The 17091-nt window shown below is 70.4% G+C and carries 15 protein-coding genes; 13 read left to right on the top strand and 2 right to left on the bottom strand.

Annotated elements, in window-relative coordinates:
• Position 1: 1 nt before the first annotated feature.
• From ACWDNY_RS00615 to ACWDNY_RS00565, 11 genes are all read left to right on the top strand, one after another.
• Positions 2-826, top strand: coding sequence for an MlaE family ABC transporter permease (locus ACWDNY_RS00615; RefSeq protein ID WP_451643481.1), 825 nt, complete (start codon positions 2-4; stop codon positions 824-826).
• Between the two features lie 5 nt (positions 827-831).
• Positions 832-2094, top strand: a complete 1263-nt coding sequence (locus ACWDNY_RS00610) for an MCE family protein (protein WP_451643480.1) — start codon at positions 832-834, stop codon at positions 2092-2094.
• Positions 2091-3131 (top strand): MCE family protein, encoded by a 1041-nt coding sequence (locus tag ACWDNY_RS00605; protein WP_451643479.1) that lies wholly within the window; start codon positions 2091-2093, stop codon positions 3129-3131. The genes ACWDNY_RS00610 and ACWDNY_RS00605 overlap by 4 nt, the downstream gene beginning before the upstream one ends.
• 197 nt (positions 3132-3328) lie before the next feature.
• The gene (locus ACWDNY_RS00600; RefSeq protein ID WP_451643532.1) at positions 3329-4321 is read left to right on the top strand and encodes an MCE family protein; all 993 of its coding nucleotides are present in this window, start codon (positions 3329-3331) and stop codon (positions 4319-4321) included.
• Positions 4318-5427 (top strand): MCE family protein, encoded by a 1110-nt coding sequence (locus ACWDNY_RS00595; protein WP_451643478.1) that lies wholly within the window; start codon positions 4318-4320, stop codon positions 5425-5427. The genes ACWDNY_RS00600 and ACWDNY_RS00595 overlap by 4 nt, the downstream gene beginning before the upstream one ends.
• A complete protein-coding gene (locus ACWDNY_RS00590) occupies positions 5424-6716 on the top strand; it encodes an MCE family protein (RefSeq protein WP_451643477.1) in 1293 nt (430 codons plus the stop codon). The genes ACWDNY_RS00595 and ACWDNY_RS00590 overlap by 4 nt, the downstream gene beginning before the upstream one ends.
• Positions 6713-7987 carry an MCE family protein gene (locus tag ACWDNY_RS00585; RefSeq protein WP_451643476.1) on the top strand — a complete coding sequence of 425 codons (1275 nt, stop codon included), beginning with the start codon at positions 6713-6715 and terminating at the stop codon, positions 7985-7987. Before ACWDNY_RS00590 ends, ACWDNY_RS00585 begins: the two co-directional genes overlap by 4 nt.
• Positions 7988-7998: 11 nt before the next feature.
• A complete protein-coding gene (locus ACWDNY_RS00580; RefSeq protein WP_451643475.1) occupies positions 7999-8472 on the top strand; it encodes a hypothetical protein in 474 nt (157 codons plus the stop codon).
• Between the two features lie 34 nt (positions 8473-8506).
• Positions 8507-9265 carry a hypothetical protein gene (locus ACWDNY_RS00575; RefSeq protein WP_451643474.1) on the top strand — a complete coding sequence of 253 codons (759 nt, stop codon included), beginning with the start codon at positions 8507-8509 and terminating at the stop codon, positions 9263-9265.
• A gap of 518 nt (positions 9266-9783) precedes the next feature.
• Positions 9784-11370: a hypothetical protein gene (locus ACWDNY_RS00570; RefSeq protein WP_451643473.1), complete on the top strand. Its 1587-nt coding sequence runs from the start codon at positions 9784-9786 to the stop codon at positions 11368-11370.
• 12 nt (positions 11371-11382) lie between these two features.
• Positions 11383-11883: a hypothetical protein gene (locus tag ACWDNY_RS00565; RefSeq protein ID WP_451643536.1), complete on the top strand. Its 501-nt coding sequence runs from the start codon at positions 11383-11385 to the stop codon at positions 11881-11883.
• 392 nt (positions 11884-12275) lie between these two features.
• Here the strand turns inward: ACWDNY_RS00565 and ACWDNY_RS00560 are convergent, their stop codons facing one another.
• Complete coding sequence (locus ACWDNY_RS00560; protein ID WP_451643531.1) at positions 12276-13160, bottom strand: helix-turn-helix transcriptional regulator; 885 nt, start codon at positions 13158-13160, stop codon at positions 12276-12278.
• A 241-nt stretch (positions 13161-13401) separates the two neighbouring features.
• Here ACWDNY_RS00560 and ACWDNY_RS00555 point away from each other — a divergent pair, with 241 nt between their 5' ends.
• The gene (locus tag ACWDNY_RS00555) at positions 13402-14847 is read left to right on the top strand and encodes an MFS transporter (RefSeq protein WP_451643472.1); all 1446 of its coding nucleotides are present in this window, start codon (positions 13402-13404) and stop codon (positions 14845-14847) included.
• Between the two features lie 134 nt (positions 14848-14981).
• Here ACWDNY_RS00555 and ACWDNY_RS00550 read toward each other — a convergent pair whose 3' ends face one another.
• Complete coding sequence (locus ACWDNY_RS00550) at positions 14982-15152, bottom strand: hypothetical protein (RefSeq protein ID WP_451643471.1); 171 nt, start codon at positions 15150-15152, stop codon at positions 14982-14984.
• Between the two features lie 516 nt (positions 15153-15668).
• Here ACWDNY_RS00550 and ACWDNY_RS00545 point away from each other — a divergent pair.
• Entirely contained in the window at positions 15669-17063 is a 1395-nt protein-coding gene (locus ACWDNY_RS00545; protein WP_451643470.1) for a LytTR family transcriptional regulator DNA-binding domain-containing protein, read from the top strand.
• The last annotated feature ends 28 nt before the right edge of the window (positions 17064-17091 follow it).

Below are 17091 nucleotides of genomic sequence, written 5' to 3'. Positions count from 1 at the left end.
GATGAGACCCCGAGAACTCCTCGACCGCCCCTTGCGCTCACTCGAAGAGCTGGGCACGCAACTGTCCTTCTACGGGCGCTCCCTGGCCTGGACGGGCCGCACCCTGCGCCGCTACAAGAAGGAGATCCTGCGGCTGCTCGCCGAGGTGAGCTTCGGGCGCGGCGCGCTCGCCGTCGTCGGCGGCACGGTCGGCGTGATCGCGTTCCTGTCCTTCTTCACCGGCACCGAGGTCGGCCTCCAGGGTTACGCGGCCCTCAACCAGCTCGGCACCTCCAACTTCGTGGCGTTCCTGTCGGCGTACTTCAACACCCGGGAGATCGCCCCGCTGGTGGCCGGGCTCGCCCTGTCCGCGACCGTCGGCGCCGGGTTCACCGCGCAGCTCGGTGCGATGCGGATCAGCGAGGAGACCGACGCGCTGGAGGTGATGGGCGTCCCCTCGCTGCCGTTCCTGGTGACGACGCGGATGGTCGCCGGCTTCGTCGCGGTGATCCCGCTGTACGTGGTCGGGCTGCTGTCGTCGTACCTGGCCGCCCGCACCATCACCACCGGCTACTACGGGCAGTCGACCGGCACGTACGACCACTACTTCCACCAGTACCTGCCGCCCGTCGACGTGTTCTGGTCCTTCGGCAAGGTGATCGTCTTCGCCGTGCTGATCATCCTGGTGCACTGCTACTACGGCTACCACGCGAGCGGCGGCCCGGCCGGTGTCGGCGTCGCGGTGGGCCGGGCGGTGCGGACCTCGATCGTCGCCGTCAACGTCCTGGACTTCTTCCTGAGCCTCGCGATCTGGGGCGCCAACACGACCGTACGGATAGCGGGGTGAGAGCGGTGCGCACGCACAGAACGAGGCTCAGGCTGTACGGCATCGCGTTCCTCACCGTGCTCGCGCTGCTGCTGTCGCTCGCGGTGGCCGTCTACCAGCAGGCGTTCACCTCCGTGGTGCCCATCACCCTGGAGGCCGACACCCTCGGCAACCAGCTCGATCCACGCGCCGACGTCAAGCTGCGCGGGCTGCTGGTCGGCGAGGTGCGCGCGGTGCACTCCGACGGCACGAAGGCGACCCTCGACATCGCGCTCGAACCGCGGTACGTGTCGTCCATCCCCTCGGACGTGCACGCGCGGCTGCTGCCCAAGACGCTGTTCGGCGAGAAGTACGTCGACCTGGTCGCTCCCGCCGGCGCCGCGCACACGTCGGCCCGGCCCATCCGCGCGGGCGACGTCATCACCCAGGACCGCACGACGGTCGGCATCGAGGTGCAGCAGCTGATGAACGACCTGCTGCCGCTGCTGCGCACGGTCCAGCCGGGTGAACTCAACGCCACCCTCTCGGCGTTCGCCACCGCGCTGGAGGGCCGCGGCGACCGGATCGGCGACAACTTGACCCGGGTCGAGAGCTATCTGCGTCGCCTCAATCCGAACATGCCCTCCCTCAAGGAGGACATCACGCGGTTCGCGGACGTCGCCGAGGTGTACGGCGACGCCGCGCCCGACCTGATGCGGATTCTGCGCAACACGGTCACCACCAGCCGGACGATCGTCGAGAAGAGGAACCAGTTGGCGTCGGCTCTGCGCTCGACCGCCCTTATGGCGGGCACGGCGAACGACTTCCTGTCCGAGAACGGCGACCGGCTGATCACCCTGGGCCGGGTCTCCCGCCCCACGCTGGAGCTGTTCGCCCGCTACTCTCCGGAGTACCCGTGCCTGTTCCAGGGCCTGGTCCGGCAGGAGAAGGCGTCCGAGGACGCGTTCCGGGGCGGCGAGATGCGGATCACCCTCGAGGTCGTCCGGCCGCAGGGGGCGTACCGGTCCGGTGAGGAGCCGGTGTACGGCGAGCGGTCCGGTCCGAACTGCCGAGGCCTGCCGCATCCGCAGGTGCCCGGGACGAAGCCCCACCTCCACGACGGAACGTCGGCCGCCGGCTCCGGCGGCGCCCAGCCAGGAGGCGCCGGCATGTCCGCCACCCGGGCTGAGCAGCGGGCCGTCGGCTCGCTCGTGGCTCCCGTCATGGGTATCCCCGCGGACGAGGTGCCGCCCGTGGCGACCCTGCTGTTCGGGCCGCTCGCGCGCGGAACGGCGGTGAGTGTCGCATGAGCAGGTCAGGAGCCCGGCAGACCGCCGCCCCGCTGGTCAAGTTCAGCCTCTTCGCGCTGGTCACGATCGTGGCGACGGCGCTGCTCGCCGCCACCATCGTCAACGTCTCCTTCACCCCCAAGGACACCTATCACGCGGTGTTCACCGACGTCACCGGGCTGGAGACCGGCGACGACATCCGGGTGGCCGGAGTGCGGGTGGGAGAGGTCGACGACATCCGGATCAAGGACCGGACCCTGGCGGAGGTCACGTTCACCGTCAGCGCGGACCGCCCGCTGCTCGCCGGGACCCACGCGGTCGTCCGCTACCGCAACCTGGTCGGGCAGCGGTACATCGCGCTCACCGAGGGCGCCGGCGACGCCACCGCCCGGCTGCGGCCGGGCGGCACCATCCCGCTGTCCCGGACCCAGCCGGCGCTGGACCTCAACGCCCTGCTGAACGGCTTCAAGCCGCTGTTCGCCGCGCTCAGCCCGAGCGACGTCAACCAGCTCGCCACCGAAATCGTCCGGACCCTCCAGGGCGAGGGCGGCACGGTGAACAGCCTGCTCGCGCACACGGCGTCGCTCACCAGCACCCTCGCCGACCGGGACAAGCTGATCGGATCGGTGATCGACAACCTCAACACCGTCCTGGAGACGCTCGACAAACGCGGCTCCCGTTTCTCCGGGCTGCTCACGCAGCTGCGCCGGGTGATCTCGGGGCTGTCCGCCGATCGCAGGCCCATCGGGGAGTCGCTGGTGAGCATCGGCGACCTCACGGACGTCACGTCGGGGCTCCTGAAGGACGCGCGTCCACCGCTGAAGGACGACATCGCCCAGCTCACCGATCTCACCGGAACGCTGAACAAGAACGAGAACACCGTGGAGGGCGTCCTGAATCGGCTGCCGAACAAGCTCGAGAAGCTGACGGGGACCGCCTCGTACGGCTCGTGGTTCAACTTCTACCTCTGCGACTTCGACGGCCGGATCGTGCTGCCGAAGACCAAGCAGGTGATCACCCCGGAGCTGCACGTGGCGCGGGCGAGGTGCGGCGGATGAGCATGCGCATCAGGCGGCGCGATGTCCGCCGCCCCGAGCCGCTGGTGAAGGTGCGCGTCCTGCCGCCGAAGCTGCCGGGACTCCCCAGGCTGCTGCCCAGGCGCAAGCCTCGCCCCGAGCCGCTGGTGAAGGTGCGCGTCCTGCCGCCGAAGCTGCCCAGGATCCGGATCCGGCGCCCGCGTCTGAAGCCCTTCCGCATGGGGGCCTCTCCCCGCGGTAGCCGGGGGAGCAACCCGGTCGTCGTCGGCGCCGTCGGCCTCACCGTCCTCGCGCTGCTCACCGTTGCCGCCTTCAACGCCGACAGCCTGCCGCTGATCGGGGGCGGCGACACCTACAGCGCGGCCTTCTCCGAGGCCGGCGGGCTGAAGCCGGGCGACGAGGTACGGATCGCCGGGGTCAAGGTCGGCAAGGTCGAGGGCGTCGACCTGGACGGCGACCACGTCAAGGTGACCTTCAAAGTGAAGGGCCGCCCGGCGTTCGGTACCGACACTGGTGCGTCGATCCGCGTCAAGACGATCCTCGGCGCGAAGTACCTGGCCCTGTACCCGAAGGGGCCCGGCCAGTTGAAGCAGGGCAGTGAGATCCCGCTCCGGCGGACCGTGTCGGCGTACGACGTCGTCCAGGCCTTCAGCGACCTGACGACCACCACCGAGGAGGTCGACACGGACCGGCTCGCGAAGGCACTGGACACGATCTCCGTCACCTTCCAGGACTCCCCCGAGGAGGTGCGGGCGTCGATCAAGGGGCTGTCCCGGATCTCCCGGACCGTCGCCGCCCGTGACAAGGCGCTGCACGGACTCCTCGACCATGCGAACTCAGTCACCGGGGTGCTGGCCGACCACACGAAGGACTTCTCCGCGCTGGTGAAGGACGGCGACGCCCTGTTCAAGGAGATCGACAGGCGGCGCGCGGCCATCCACAAGCTGCTCAAGAGCTCCGCGCTGCTCGGCATCGAGCTGTCCGGCCTGGTCGACGACAACAGCAAGGAGATCGGGCCCGCGCTGAAGAACCTCGACACCTTCGTGAGGATGCTCGAACGCAACCAGGCGAGCCTCGACCGCAGCGTCCGGCTGCTCGCCCCCTACGTACGGCTCTTCACCAACACCCTCGGCAACGGCCGCTGGTTCGACTCCTACATCCAGAACATGGTCGCCGCCCCGGTCACGCCACGGACGGGAGGCACCCGATGACCCGCAGACTCCTGGCCCTGTTCACCGCGCTCGCGATCGTCGTCGGCCTCGCCGTCGTCCTCTGGCCGGGCCCCGGCCCCGTCCGCGTCACGGCGTACTTCCCGCGCACCGTCGGCATCTACCCCGGCTCCGACGTCCGTGTCCTCGGCGTCCGCATCGGCGAGGTCAGGAAGATCACGCCGGAGGGCGGCCGGGTGCGGGTCGAGCTGGAGTACGACCGGGGCCGCAAGGTCCCGGCCGGCGCACAGGCCGCCATCGTCAACTCCTCCGTCGTCAGCGACCGGTACGTGCAACTGCTGCCGGTGTACCGCAAGGGCGCGGTGCTGCAGGACGGAGACGTCATTCCCGAGTCCCGTACGGCCGTCCCCGTCGAGCTGGACCGGATCTTCGACAGCCTGCACACCACCGCCGAGGCACTCGGCCCGAACGGTGCCAACGACAAGGGCTCGTTGTCCCGGCTGCTCGGGGTGAGCGCGGACAACCTCCAGGGGCAGGGCGAGAACCTCCACCAGACGGTGGAGGACCTGTCGCAGGCGGTCACCACGCTGTCCGACGGGCGCGGTGACCTGTTCGGGACCGTACGGAACCTTCAGGTGTTCACGGCCGCGCTGGCGGCGGACGACACCAGCGTGCGGTCGTTCAACACCGACCTCGCCGACGTGGCCGGGCAACTCGCCGGGGAGCGCAAGGACCTCGCGGCCGCGCTGAAGTACCTGGCCGCCGCACTCGGCGACATGTCCCGCTTCGTGAAGGCCAACAAGAAGGCGCTGACCTCGGACGTGCAGGGCCTGGCCAAGGTCACCGAGGTCCTCGTCACCCAACGGGATGCTCTGGAGGAGCTGTTGACCGTTGCCCCCACGGGCCTGTCGAACCTGCAGAACGCCTACAACCCTGCCGCCGGCACCCTCGACACCCGCAACAACGCGCAAGCCCCGCAGGATCCCTCATCCCTCCTCTGCTCGATCCTGAAGGCGACCGGCGAGGACCACGACAACTGCGCGGGGCTGAAGAAGCTCTTCGAGTCCCTGCCCAGGGTTCCGTCGCCCCCGGCGTCGACGGGCACGGTCGACAAGACCCTCGGCGGCATTCTGGGGGAACCGGCATGAGCCTGCAGCGCAAGGCGCGGGTGGCCGCATGGACGGCGGTCGGCTCGCTGCTGCTGACCGGCTGCGAATTCAACGGCTGGTACGACGTCCCGCTCCCCGGCGGCGCCGCCTCGGACGGCCACGCCTACCACGTCACCGTCGAGTTCCGGGACGTCCTGGACCTGGTGCCGCAGTCGTCGGTCAAGGTCAACAACGTCACCGTCGGCGCGGTCGAGAAGGTGGAACTGGACGGCTGGCACGCCCGCGTGCGGCTCAGGATCGCCGACTCGGTGAAGCTGCCCGGCAACGCGGTCGCCGATCTGAGGCAGACCAGCATGCTCGGCGAGAAGTACGTCGCCCTGTCCGCGCCGGCCGGCACGCGGCCCGTCGGACGACTCCGCGACGGTGACCGCATCCCGTTGTCCCGCAGCGGCCGCAACCCGGAGGTCGAGGAGGTGCTGTCGGCCCTGTCCGCACTGCTCAACGGCGGCGGGGTGGCCCAGCTGAAGACGATCACCGTCGAGTTGAACAAGGCCCTCGGTGGCCGCGAGGACCGGGTCAAGTCCCTGCTGAAGCAGCTCGACGTGTTCCTCGGCGGCCTTGACGACCAGCGGGCGGAGATCGTGCGCGCCTTGAACGGCGTCGACCGGCTCGCAAAGCGGCTGAAGAAGGAGAAGAAGACGATCGCCCTGGCCGTCGACACCATGCCGCCCGCCCTGAAGGCCCTCGCCGACCAGCGCAAGGACCTGACGAAGATGCTCACCGCCCTGTCCAGGCTCGGCAGGACCGGCACCGAGGTGGTGAACGCCTCCCGCGACGACACCGTCGCCAACTTGCAGAAGCTCCAGCCCATCCTGCAGGAACTGAACAAGGCGGGCGAAGACCTGCCCAACTCGCTCGAGATACTCACCACTTACCCGTTCCCGCGCAACGCGACGGACGCCGTCAAGGGCGACTACGTCAACCTGAGGATCACCGCCGACCTCGACCTGGCGAACCTCTACGGCAACGTCACCGGCAAGCCCGGCAAGGGCGGGAAGTCCCCGGCCCCCGGGACACCGCATCTTCCCGGGCTCCCCACTCCCACCCCTCTCCCGTCCATCCCGTCCCTGCCGGGCACCCCGTCCGTGCCCCCCATACCCTCCGCACCCTCCGCGCCCGCCGTGCCCTCGAAGCCCTCGGACGGCAGCACCCTGCTGTGCCCGCCGGTATGCACCGCTGCCTACGGCACCGGGAGCGGCCCGCGCCGCCTCCCGCCGGGGATCGATCCCGACCTCGCCGAGCTGATGCTGAAGGGGATACTGCCGTGATCACACGTACGGTCAGGGCCCAGCTGCTCGCCTTCGCGACCGTCACCGCCCTCGGGGTGTCGTACGTCGGCGCCCGGTACACGGGCCTGGTGGACGACATCCTGCACCGCGGGTACACCGTGCGCGCCGACTTCGCCGAGTCCGGGGGCGTCTTCCCCGGTGCCGAGGTCACCTACCGGGGGGTGCCGGTGGGCCGCGTGGGCGATCTGCGGCTGACTGGGTCCGGGGTCTCGGTGGCGTTGAAGATCGAGGACGACGCCCCGAGGATCCCGGCCGACACCGTCGCGGTGGTCGCCGACCGTTCGGCGGTGGGCGAGCAGTACGTCGACCTCCAGCCACGGCGGTCGGGCGGGCCGTACCTCGTGGACGGCAGCCCGATCCCGCGCAGCCGCACCCGGACCCCGCTGCCGGTCACCGACCTGGTCCTCAGCCTCGACCGGCTGGTCAACTCGGTCGGCAAGGACGACCTTCACGTCACCGTCGGCGAGCTGGGCAAGGCGTTCGCCGGCACCGGACCGAACCTGAGCCGGCTGGTGGACTCCGGCGACGCGCTGGTGGAGTCGGCATCCGCATCGCTCCCCCAGACGGTCTCGCTGATCAAGGACTCGCGGACGGTGCTCAAGACACAGGCCGACCAAGGTTCCGCCATCAAGTCGTTCTCCCGCGATCTCGCCACCCTCACCGCGCAGCTGAAGTCGAGCGACGGCGATCTGCGCCGGCTGATCGGCAACACCGCGCCCGCCACGCTGGAGGTCGACTCCCTGCTCAAGTCCACGCGGCCGCACGTGCCGGTCCTGCTGGCCAACCTCATCAGCGGCGGCCAGATCACCGTGGCCCGGCTGCCCGGCGTCGAACAGGCCCTGGTCACGCTTCCGCTCACGGTCGCGGGCAGCTACACGGTCATCCCCGGCGACGGCACCACCCACTTCGGACTGGTCGTGAACGCCGACGACCCTCCCGCGTGCACCCAGGGCTACGGCACCCAGCGGCGCGACCCCGCCGACACCCGCACGCGCCCGGCGAACACCGCCGCGCGCTGCACGGTACCGCGCGGCAGCAAGACGTCCGTGCGCGGAGCACAGAACGCGCCCGGCGCGACGACCGGTCGGTACAGCACCGACCAGGCCGCGTTCGTGGCCCCGTACGACCCGGAGACCGGCACCGTGACCGGCCCGGACGGAACGCCCGTCGAGATCGGCTCGACGGGCGGCGAACAGACCGTGTTCGGAAAGGAGTCGTGGCAATGGCTGCTCGTGGGACCGATGGCGTGAGAGGCGCACGCATGAGGCTGCTGTCGGCGGGGCTCGTCGCCGCGACCGTGTTGACGACCGTGCTGTGTGCCTGGCTGGGCTGGAGGCTGTCCGAACAGCGCGCGGCGGAACAGCGCCGTCAGGACATCCTGGCGGCGGCGCGCCAGTCGGCGCTGAGCTTCACCTCGCTCGACTACCGGCACTACGACCGGGACAGCGGCAACGTGCTGAAGGGCGCCACCGGCGAATTCAAGAAGGAGTTCGCCGCGCAGACCGCACAACTGACGAAGCTGGTCGCGCAGAACAAGTCGGTGTCCGAGGGGCAGGTCCTGGAAGCGGGCATCGTGCGGTCCGACGCGCGCTCGGCCCGGGTCCTGGTCGTGGCCGACAGCAAGGTGACCAACACCGCCACGCCCGAGGGCCAGGCGCGCACCTACCGGCTCCAGCTCGACCTGACGCGCGTGGCCGGCCGCTGGCTGACCTCCGACGTCGCGTTCGTGGGCTGACCCACCCGTGAGGCCATCGATGAGGAGAGACACCGTGGCAAACCCGCCCTCCCGCACCCGCGGCACCGGCTCACCGGCCCGCCGCACCATGACCGCGGCCACCCGCGCGGCGGCCAAGCGAGCCGGGCGGCCCGCGCGCCCCGAGCGCGATGCCCGCAAGGAAGAGCAGACCCGCTCCGGGCGCACCCTGCTCGTCGAGCCACCGGCGAACGGCTGGGAGGACCCGCCGGAGCCCGAGTCGCCCGAGTCGTTCGAGGGGGAGCCGGAGGACGGCGCGTCCCCGCGCAAGGCCGGGCGGAGCGTGCTCACCGCGGTGCTGGGCGTCGTCCTCGCGGTGGCCCTGGTCACGGCCGCCGTACTCGGGTGGCAGTACTGGCAGGGGCGGCAGGCGGAGCAGACCCGCGGCGAGGCACTCGCGGCCGCGCGGAAGGCGGCGCCGGTCGTGCTGTCGTACGACTACCGGCACCTGGACCGGGACTTCTCCCGGGCCCGCGCCCTGCTGACCGGGCACTTCCGCGACCAGTACGGCAAGACGACGAAGGCGGTGGTCGCGCCGACCGCGACGAAGTACCACGGCGCGGTGAAGGCGACCGTGGCCACACCCGCCGACGGCGGCACCCCGGCGGTCTCCGTCGTGTCGGTCACACCGGACCGGGCCGTCGTCCTGCTCTTCGTCAACCAGGTCACCCGGAGCACTCAGGTCCCGCAGCCCCGGCTGGACCTGAACCGGGTGCGCATGACGCTCACTCGCACCTCCGACGGCTGGAAGGTGAGCGGCGTCGACGCCCTCTGACCAGGCCCGCGCAAGTGCCCTCGCGCAGTCGCGCGGGGGCACTTCTTCGTGAGGAGGGGGGCGGCCGCGGACTGGGACGGCGGGCTTCACGGCGGTCGAGCCGTGGTGGCTCCAAGGCGCCCCCACCCCTGAGCGCACTATTCACCGACTGTGCCGCGGCCCCTCAGAACCTGTCCGCCCGTTTCGAAAAGGGTCCGGTTTCTCGCGACGGACGCGGCCTGCCTCCCCGTAGAGCAGACGAAGGCATCACCCGTACCGCCACACACGACCACCCTTTGTCCGGCTCGCGAACCCATGAGGTACCTGTGGCTCTACTCTCCGCACTCCGTCTTCACCACCATCCCCGGTCGCGGGGGCGTCTCGCCGTCGGGTTGCTGGCGCTCGTCGCCGGAACCCTGCCGAGTGCGACTGCCGACGCCGCCACCCCGCCATCCGGATCGGTCAGCGACACCGCGCCCACGGCCACGTGGAGCGCCGGACCCTTCGCCATCCCGAATGTCTCCGGCACGGTCGGGACGGTGAGCTGCGGGACTGCGCAACCCTGCGACGACTACGCCCTGAAGGTGTCGGTGCCCGCGGGCTACGACACCGGTCACAGCCTGCGCATCGACGTGGGATGGCCGGACTCCGCCGCCGACTTCGACCTGTACGTCCTCGACGCGGACGGCCGAGAGGTGGCCGCCTCGGCCTCTTCCAGTGACCCCGAGACCGTGCTGCTTCCGGCGGTATCGGCGTCATACACCGTGCGTGTGGTGCCGTACGCGCCGCTCGGCGCCAGCTTCACCGGCACCGCGAGTCTGATCACCGTTCCGGCCGATCCGCCGCCGAGTACGGCCACACCGCCGACGTACGCGAACTCCTGGGCACCCGACGGCATAGCGGACGCGCACAACGCCGGTGAACCCTCGATCGGCGTCGACCGTGCGAGTGGTGCCGCGATGTTCCAGGCGTACACGTCGACGCTCAAGGTCACCTACGACAGTACCGGTGCCGCCACATGGCAGGACAAGAGCGCGAGTGCGGCCGGCGGTTGCCCCCAGGGCAGCACCGCCAGCCTCGACCCGATTCTCTTCACCGACCCGGTCACCCACCGCACGTTCGAGTCGCAGCTTGCCGGCAAGACCGCCTTGACCTGCTACACCGACGACGACGGTGAAACGTGGACGCCGACGGGCGGCTCGGGCATCAACTCCGGTGTGGACCACCAGACCATCGGCGGCGGTCCCTTCGCCCCGGGCGGAGGCGCACTCACCTCGTACCCGAACGCCGTCTACTACTGCTCTCAGGACATCGCCGACGCCTCCTGCGCGGTCAGCCGGGACGGCGGTCTGACGTACGGGCCCGCCGTTCCGATGTACTCGCTGCTGGACTGCGGCGGTCTGCACGGGCATGTGAAGGTCGCCCCGGACGGCACGGTGTACGTGCCCAACAAGGGCTGCGGCGGCCATCAGGCCGTGGCCGTCTCCGAGGACAACGGGCTGACGTGGACCGTCCGCGACAACCCGTCCAGCACCCCCGGTGACTCGGACCCGAGCGTGGGTATCGGGGCCGGCGGGACCGTCTACATGGGCTACCAGAACAGCGACGGCACGCCGCGCATCGCCGTCAGCCACGACAAGGGCAGGACGTGGCTGTACGACCAGAACGTCGGCGCGGCCCTCGGAATCAAGAACGTCGTCTTCCCGGCCGTGACCGCGGGCGACGACAACCGCGCCTCCTTCGCCTTCCTCGGCACCACCACGGGCGGCAACTACCAGGACACGGCCTTCCAGGGCGTGTGGCACCTGTATGTGGCCACCACCTACGACGGCGGCCAGTCCTGGGTCACCGCCGACGCCACCCCCACCGACCCCGTCCAGAGGGGGTCGATCTGCACGGGCGGCACCACCTGCGGCGAGGACCGCAACCTCCTGGACTTCATCGACGTCACCACTGACGCCCAGGGCCGCGTGCTCGCCGCCTACGCCGACGGCTGCACCGGCACCTGCGCGACCGGAGGTGCGCAGAACTACGACGCGCTGGCCTCCATCGCCCGCCAGTCCTCCGGGAACACGCTGTACGGCGCATACGACGCCGTGGTCCGCGGCAAGCGCAAGAAGCCCTGAGGAAGCCATCAGATGAAGCCATCACCCTCGGCTGCCGTACTGGTGGGAGCCGTCCTCAGCCTGGCCGCGGTCACCGGATGCTCGGCGGCGAACAAGCACGCCGAGCCGCCGGGGGCGCCGTACGCGGCGGATCGGACAACCGATCCGCCGGCCGGGAATGCAGCCGGTGCCGCGCCCGGCGGTTGTCCTACTGCGTCCTCACTGCCGCTCCCCAAGGATTTCCCGGAGAACCTGCCGGTGCCCGACGGCGCGGTCGTGACCTCGGTGGAGCACCGCACCGGCGGCCGGCTCGTCGTCGCCACCGTCGTACGGGGCGGCTTCGACACCACCCTGGCATTCCTGCACAAGCGGCTCCCCAAGGCCGGCTACCTCCCTGAGGGAGGCGAGGTGGAGGAGGACGACGCCGAGTCGAACTTCTCCTCCCCAACCGTCCGGGGCCGCTGGACCCTGCGGAAGACGTCCGACTGTGGGGGAGGGGTGTACCTGACGTACCTGACGTCCGCCGTCTCCTGAACCCGGCCCGGGCGAGCTCTCTTCCGGCCGGTGAAGCAGCGAGGGGGCCACCTTTCGTGACGAGCGGCACCACGTGCGCTGCTGACCGAAAGGTGGCCTCTCGGATGGGTGGACCCCTGGTGAACGGGGCCACCGCGAGTCTGAAGCGGCTTCTCCACAGCCCGCCACAGCGCGGCCGCGTCCACATCCGCGCCGGTGGACTCCACAGCTCCAGCTCCAGCTCCAGCTCCTCGATGAACACCTGTGCCGCATGCGCCACGATCCGCGAGGCCTGCTCCAGCTGCGGCAGGGTGGACAACCAAAATCGTCCAGCCCTCCCACTCATGGCCAGGGATCCAAACAGCTACCACTGAGGGGGCCGACTGGGCCGTACGGCGGTGCGGCGGTGTCCCTCAGTGCCGTACCGCCGTCGGGTCCTGTGCCAGCGGGGCCGCCACGCTGCCAAGAAGCCGCAGCGCGGCCTCCGACGGCGAGCCAGGCTCGGCCGTGTAGGCGATGAGGCGCTGGCCGGAGGCCCCGGGTATGAAAAGGTTCTCGAAGCTGAGGTCCATCGCGCCGACCAGCGGATGACGCAAGTGCTTCACCCCAGAGGTGCAGGTGCGCACCGGATGCCGGGCCCAGCGAGAGGCGAACTCATCGCAGTTCATGGTCAGTTGACCGATGAGTTCGGCCAGGTCTCGGTCGTGGGGATGGCGGCCGGCGACCAGGCGCAGGGAAGCCACGCCGAGTTGCGCCTCCTCGCTCCAGTTCGTGAACAGCTCCTGATACTGCTCATCCAGGAACAGCATCCGGGTCAGGTTGGGGCGGGTGGCCGGTGTGTCGGGACTCTCGGGCGCCAGATGTCCGGCTAACAGCGCGTGCCCCATACGGTTCCAGGCGAGCACGTCGTTGTGCCGGTCCAGCACCAGGGCCGGGACCTCGCTCATGGCCGCCAGCAACTGTCGGGCCGAAGCACTGGCATGGGCCACTCGGGACGGAGCCGGCCGGGATGAAGCGGCCGTGGGGCGGGCGAGGTCCTTCAGATGGGCCGTCTCGTCGTCGGAGAGACGCAGCGTACGCGCTAGGGCATCCAGCACACCGTCGGAGACGCTGGTGGCACGGCCCTGCTCGAGACGCGTGTAGTGGGTGATGCTGACCCCGGCAAGCATTGCCAACTCCTCACGACGCAGGCCGCTGACGCGGCGGCGGGTCGGGTGCGGGGTGATGCCGACGTCCTCCGGGCGCAGTGCGGCGCGACGCGACTTGAGGAAGTCTCCCAGCGCGGACGGGGCGTCCACCCGTGCCTCCAGGTCGGTGGTGTGCGACAGGCCGTGGCCACTGACTTCCCATGATGCCCGCCCGACACGAAGACCGGGGGCCGTAAGGGTGGTCATGTGGTGACTACCCTCGCGCTGGCTGTGCGAGACAGGGTGCTGGCTGGGATTCCTGGTGTCGACGAGTCTCTCCTTCCGTAACCGCGCGTGAAGCGACCGTGAGCGCGCTGGGTGTCAGGAAACGTGAGGAAAGGGACTCGACTTCATGTCTGTCACTGATTCGGAGGCGGCCGGTACCGTCTCCGGCACCGCCGCTGGCACGGCCCCGGCCGCGCTCACCCCCCGGCTTCGGCTGGTACTGGTGCTCTTGCTTGCGGCCCAGTTCATGCTGGCCGTGGACTTCTCCATCCTGAACGTGGCGCTGCCGGTGATCGGTGAGGGCCTGGGTTTCTCGCTATCGCATCTGCAGTGGATCGCCACATCGTTCGCGCTGTGCGCGGCGGGCTTCACCCTGCTGTTCGGCCGCGTCGCGGACCTGTTCGGCCGCCGCCGGCTCTTCCTCGGCGGCCTCGTTGTCCTGGGCGCGGCCTCGCTCGTGGGTGGTCTAGCGCAGAACCCCGAGGTATTGATCGTGGCCCGCGTCTTTCAGGGCCTGGCGACCGCCGCTGTCACCCCGGCCGGACTCTCGCTGCTGACCACCTCGTTCCCGGAGGGCCCGCTGCGTCAGAAGGCGCTGGGCCTCAACGGGGCACTCATGTCAGCCGGATTTACCACCGGTGCCATCCTCGGCGGCCTGCTGACCGACCTGCTGTCGTGGCGCTGGGCGTTCTTCATCAATGTGCCTGTCGCCCTCGCCGTGCTGTTCATCGCCCCGACGGTCATCAAGGAGTCGCGCCCCAGCGAGCGTCCCAAGTTGGACCTGCCGGGCGCCGTCACCGTCACGCTCGGTCTGCTGGCCATCGTCTTCGGGCTCACCCAGGCGGGCGAGAAGGGATGGGGCTCGGCTCAAGCCCTGTTGTCGCTGGCCCCGGGTGTTGCCCTGCTTCTGCTGTTTTACGCCGTCGAGCGCAAGGTGTCCGCGCCGCTCGTACCGCTCGGGGTACTCGGCAGGAGGTCGGTGGCCTGGGGCAACATCGCGGGTCTGATCGCGTTCCTCACCGAGACCTCCCTGGTGTTCCTGCTGACGCTCTACCTCCAGAAAGTGCTCGGTTTCTCCCCGCTCGCCGCCGGCCTGTCCTTCGGCGTGCTCGGCATCGGAACGGTCGTCGGCGGCACCATCGCCCCGAAGGTCATCGGACAGATCGGCAGCAAGTCGACGCTGATCACCGGCGGCATACTGCAGACCGTCTTCACCGCCGCGCTGCTCGGCCTCGGTGACGACCGCTCGTGGATGTGGCTGCTGCTGATCGGCACCTTCGCCGGCGGGGTCGGCAACATGCTCGTCATCGTGGGCTTCATGGTCACCGCCACTTCGGGGCTCGCCGATCACGAGCAGGGTCTGGCCACCGGCCTCGCCACCATGACCCAGCAGGTCGGCATCACCATGGGCACGCCGATCATGAGCGCCGTCGCTACCGCCGCCATGACCGGCGCCGGAGCCTCGGCCATTCTCGGCGGTCTGAAGGTCGCCATCGCGGTGAACGCCGCCATCGCGCTCCTCGGCACCCTCACCAGCGCCCTGTTCCTGCGCACCCGATCGAGTGCGCAGTAACGGCGGGCGGTACGAGCCGCCGGATGCAGCCCAGCCGGCCTCCACCGCCGTGCGTCTCGACGACCGGCAGCGCGAGGAGGCCGGCTGGGCGGGCCGGTGGCTCGACGCCGGGCCCACCACATCCCGGTACGGGTCTACCGGCCCGGCCCGAACCCGTACGGCTGGCTGGTCTGGGCGCACGGCGGCAGCCGGCAGGCAGGGTCCGTGGAGCCCGTGCTGGTCAGGCGCGTCTGGTCGGGATCGTCGACGGTCGTGCCCATGCCGAAGTCGAGGATCTTGACGGTGTCGTCGCGGGTCAGGATCACATTGGCCGACGTGCTCTGCGTCCATCACGGCCTCGGCCACGGCGGCGCCCCGCGGCCGGCCACGCCGTCTGGAACGGCGCCACCAGCCTGTCCGCCGCCCCGCCGCCGAGATGCGGCTCGGTCCGACGAGGTTTCCGGCCCCGCGGAGCCGGAAACCCCCGGCCCCCTTCTCCCTACGGCGTGAACCGCACCCGGGGCCCCCGGCTGCCGACGGCAGCCGGGGGCCCCGGCCCGTGTCCGCCCACCTGCCGCCCCCCGCAAGCGGGCCCCGCAGACTCCCGAGCCGACACAACAGGGTCCTGTGCCCCGTCGACGTGGCGAGGGATGTGCGCAGCCGGACGACGGTACCTAGGGTGGTGGTGAAGGTCTGTGACACAGCCTGGAACGAGTGACGACGCAGGAAGACGCGCGACGCAGTGCCCGGTCCGCTGCAGGCCCGGCTGCGACGAGGGGTGACCGGCGGGACCGCGCGCACGCCGTCGGGCGTCGGGGACGAACCAAGGGCGGTTCTGAACCATGAGGGACGCACATCGGCCTGAGCCCGTCTCGGCGGACCCGGACAGCGGCACGGTGCTCGCGGCGTGGGAGCGGTTCGTGCGGGGCGAGGATCACGTCCCGGGTGTCCGGCCCCTGGTGGCGATGTCCTGGCATCGCTGCCGAGAGCAGTACCGGGTCGATCCCCTTCTCACAGAGGCCCCGGTGGCCGTCGTGGGGCCCGACCACACGCCCGAGCACGATGTCGTGTTCGCCGAGCTGGGTTTCCGTGCCGCCTCCGTGGCACATGAAATGGGCAACCTCGGTGGCGTCGTCACCGTCACCGACGCCACGGGCCGGATCCTGGCCGAGTGGGGTGACCAGGCGGCGCTCGCCAGAGCGGGCGACTCCAACCTGGCGCCCTGGTTCTGCTGGTCGGAGTGCGCGGTCGGCACCAACGGCATGGGCACGGCGCTGGAGGCGCACGGGCCGGTACCGATCAGGGGCGCGGAGCACTGGTGTCAGGCGTTCCACGACTGGGCCTGCGCGGGCATCGCGGTGCGTGACGTGGTGACGAGGGAACCGATCGCGGTCCTGAACCTCTGCTGCCGGCGCAGCCGGCTTCCCGCGTCCGCGGAGAGCTGGCTGGCGAACGCGGCCGCCATCAGCCAGTACCCGCTGAAGAGGCGCGCCCGGCACAGCGGCGCCGAACTGGTCGCGGCTTACAGCCAGGCCAGGGCACGCTCCAGTGCGGCGCTCGCCGCGGTGGACACCGCGGGCAAGGTGGTGATCGCCGACGACATGGCAAGCGTGCTCCTGGGCGTCCCGGCGAGCACCCCGGCGGTCGACCCCACGCTGCGATGGAGCTCCGGGCTGCCGGAACTGATCGCAGCCGCCCGGTACGCCGCGAGGCAGGCGGCCCACGATCCTGACTGGGTCGGCTCGACGCAGATCTCCGCCCACCTCGCGGACGAACCGACATCGATCAGCATCCGACCTGTCTTCTCGTCCGAACAGCTGATCGGAAACCTGGTTCTGTTCGATCGCTCCGACGGGGCGCGGTTTCCCCGGGCGGAGGGACCCGTGCACCCTCGGGTACAGCCGCGCCGGCTGGTAGCGGTGCGCGACAACCGGATGGTGCTGCTGCGGCTGCCGGAAGTCTCCTTCGCCGAATCGCAGGGAAAGGACGTGTGGCTCTCCACCGATCAGGGGCGCGTGCGAGCCGCCTCTCCGAGCCTGGACAAGCTGGACAGTGAGCTGGCGGATGCCGGCTTCCTGCGGGTGCACCGCCGGTATGTCGTCAACCTCTGCCGCGTCCGGGAGGTCGAGCGCGGGCTCAAGGGCGAGCTGTCCCTGGTCATGGACGACCGGACGCACGAGATGGTGCCGGTCTCCCGGCGGAACGTCCCGGGCGTACGTCGCGCGCTGGACATCTGAGTACCCCGGCACGACCATGGTTCCCGGA

This window comes from Streptomyces sp. NPDC003697, assembly GCF_053587115.1.
The sequence above is the reverse complement of the archived record's forward strand: the minus strand, read 5'-3'. Positions and strand labels throughout refer to the sequence as shown.

What these genes read in the sequence shown, in the direction of transcription:
- ACWDNY_RS00595 (WP_451643478.1), top strand. Translation starts at nt 4,318, where the DNA reads ATGACCCGCAGACTCCTGGCCCTGTTCACCGCGCTCGCGATCGTCGTC.
- ACWDNY_RS00565 (WP_451643536.1), top strand. Translation starts at nt 11,383, where the DNA reads ATGAAGCCATCACCCTCGGCTGCCGTACTGGTGGGAGCCGTCCTCAGC.
- ACWDNY_RS00605 (WP_451643479.1), top strand. Translation starts at nt 2,091, where the DNA reads ATGAGCAGGTCAGGAGCCCGGCAGACCGCCGCCCCGCTGGTCAAGTTC.
- ACWDNY_RS00615 (WP_451643481.1), top strand. Translation starts at nt 2, where the DNA reads ATGAGACCCCGAGAACTCCTCGACCGCCCCTTGCGCTCACTCGAAGAG.
- ACWDNY_RS00590 (WP_451643477.1), top strand. Translation starts at nt 5,424, where the DNA reads ATGAGCCTGCAGCGCAAGGCGCGGGTGGCCGCATGGACGGCGGTCGGC.
- ACWDNY_RS00580 (WP_451643475.1), top strand. Translation starts at nt 7,999, where the DNA reads ATGAGGCTGCTGTCGGCGGGGCTCGTCGCCGCGACCGTGTTGACGACC.
- ACWDNY_RS00555 (WP_451643472.1), top strand. Translation starts at nt 13,402, where the DNA reads ATGTCTGTCACTGATTCGGAGGCGGCCGGTACCGTCTCCGGCACCGCC.
- ACWDNY_RS00545 (WP_451643470.1), top strand. Translation starts at nt 15,669, where the DNA reads ATGAGGGACGCACATCGGCCTGAGCCCGTCTCGGCGGACCCGGACAGC.
- ACWDNY_RS00600 (WP_451643532.1), top strand. Translation starts at nt 3,329, where the DNA reads ATGGGGGCCTCTCCCCGCGGTAGCCGGGGGAGCAACCCGGTCGTCGTC.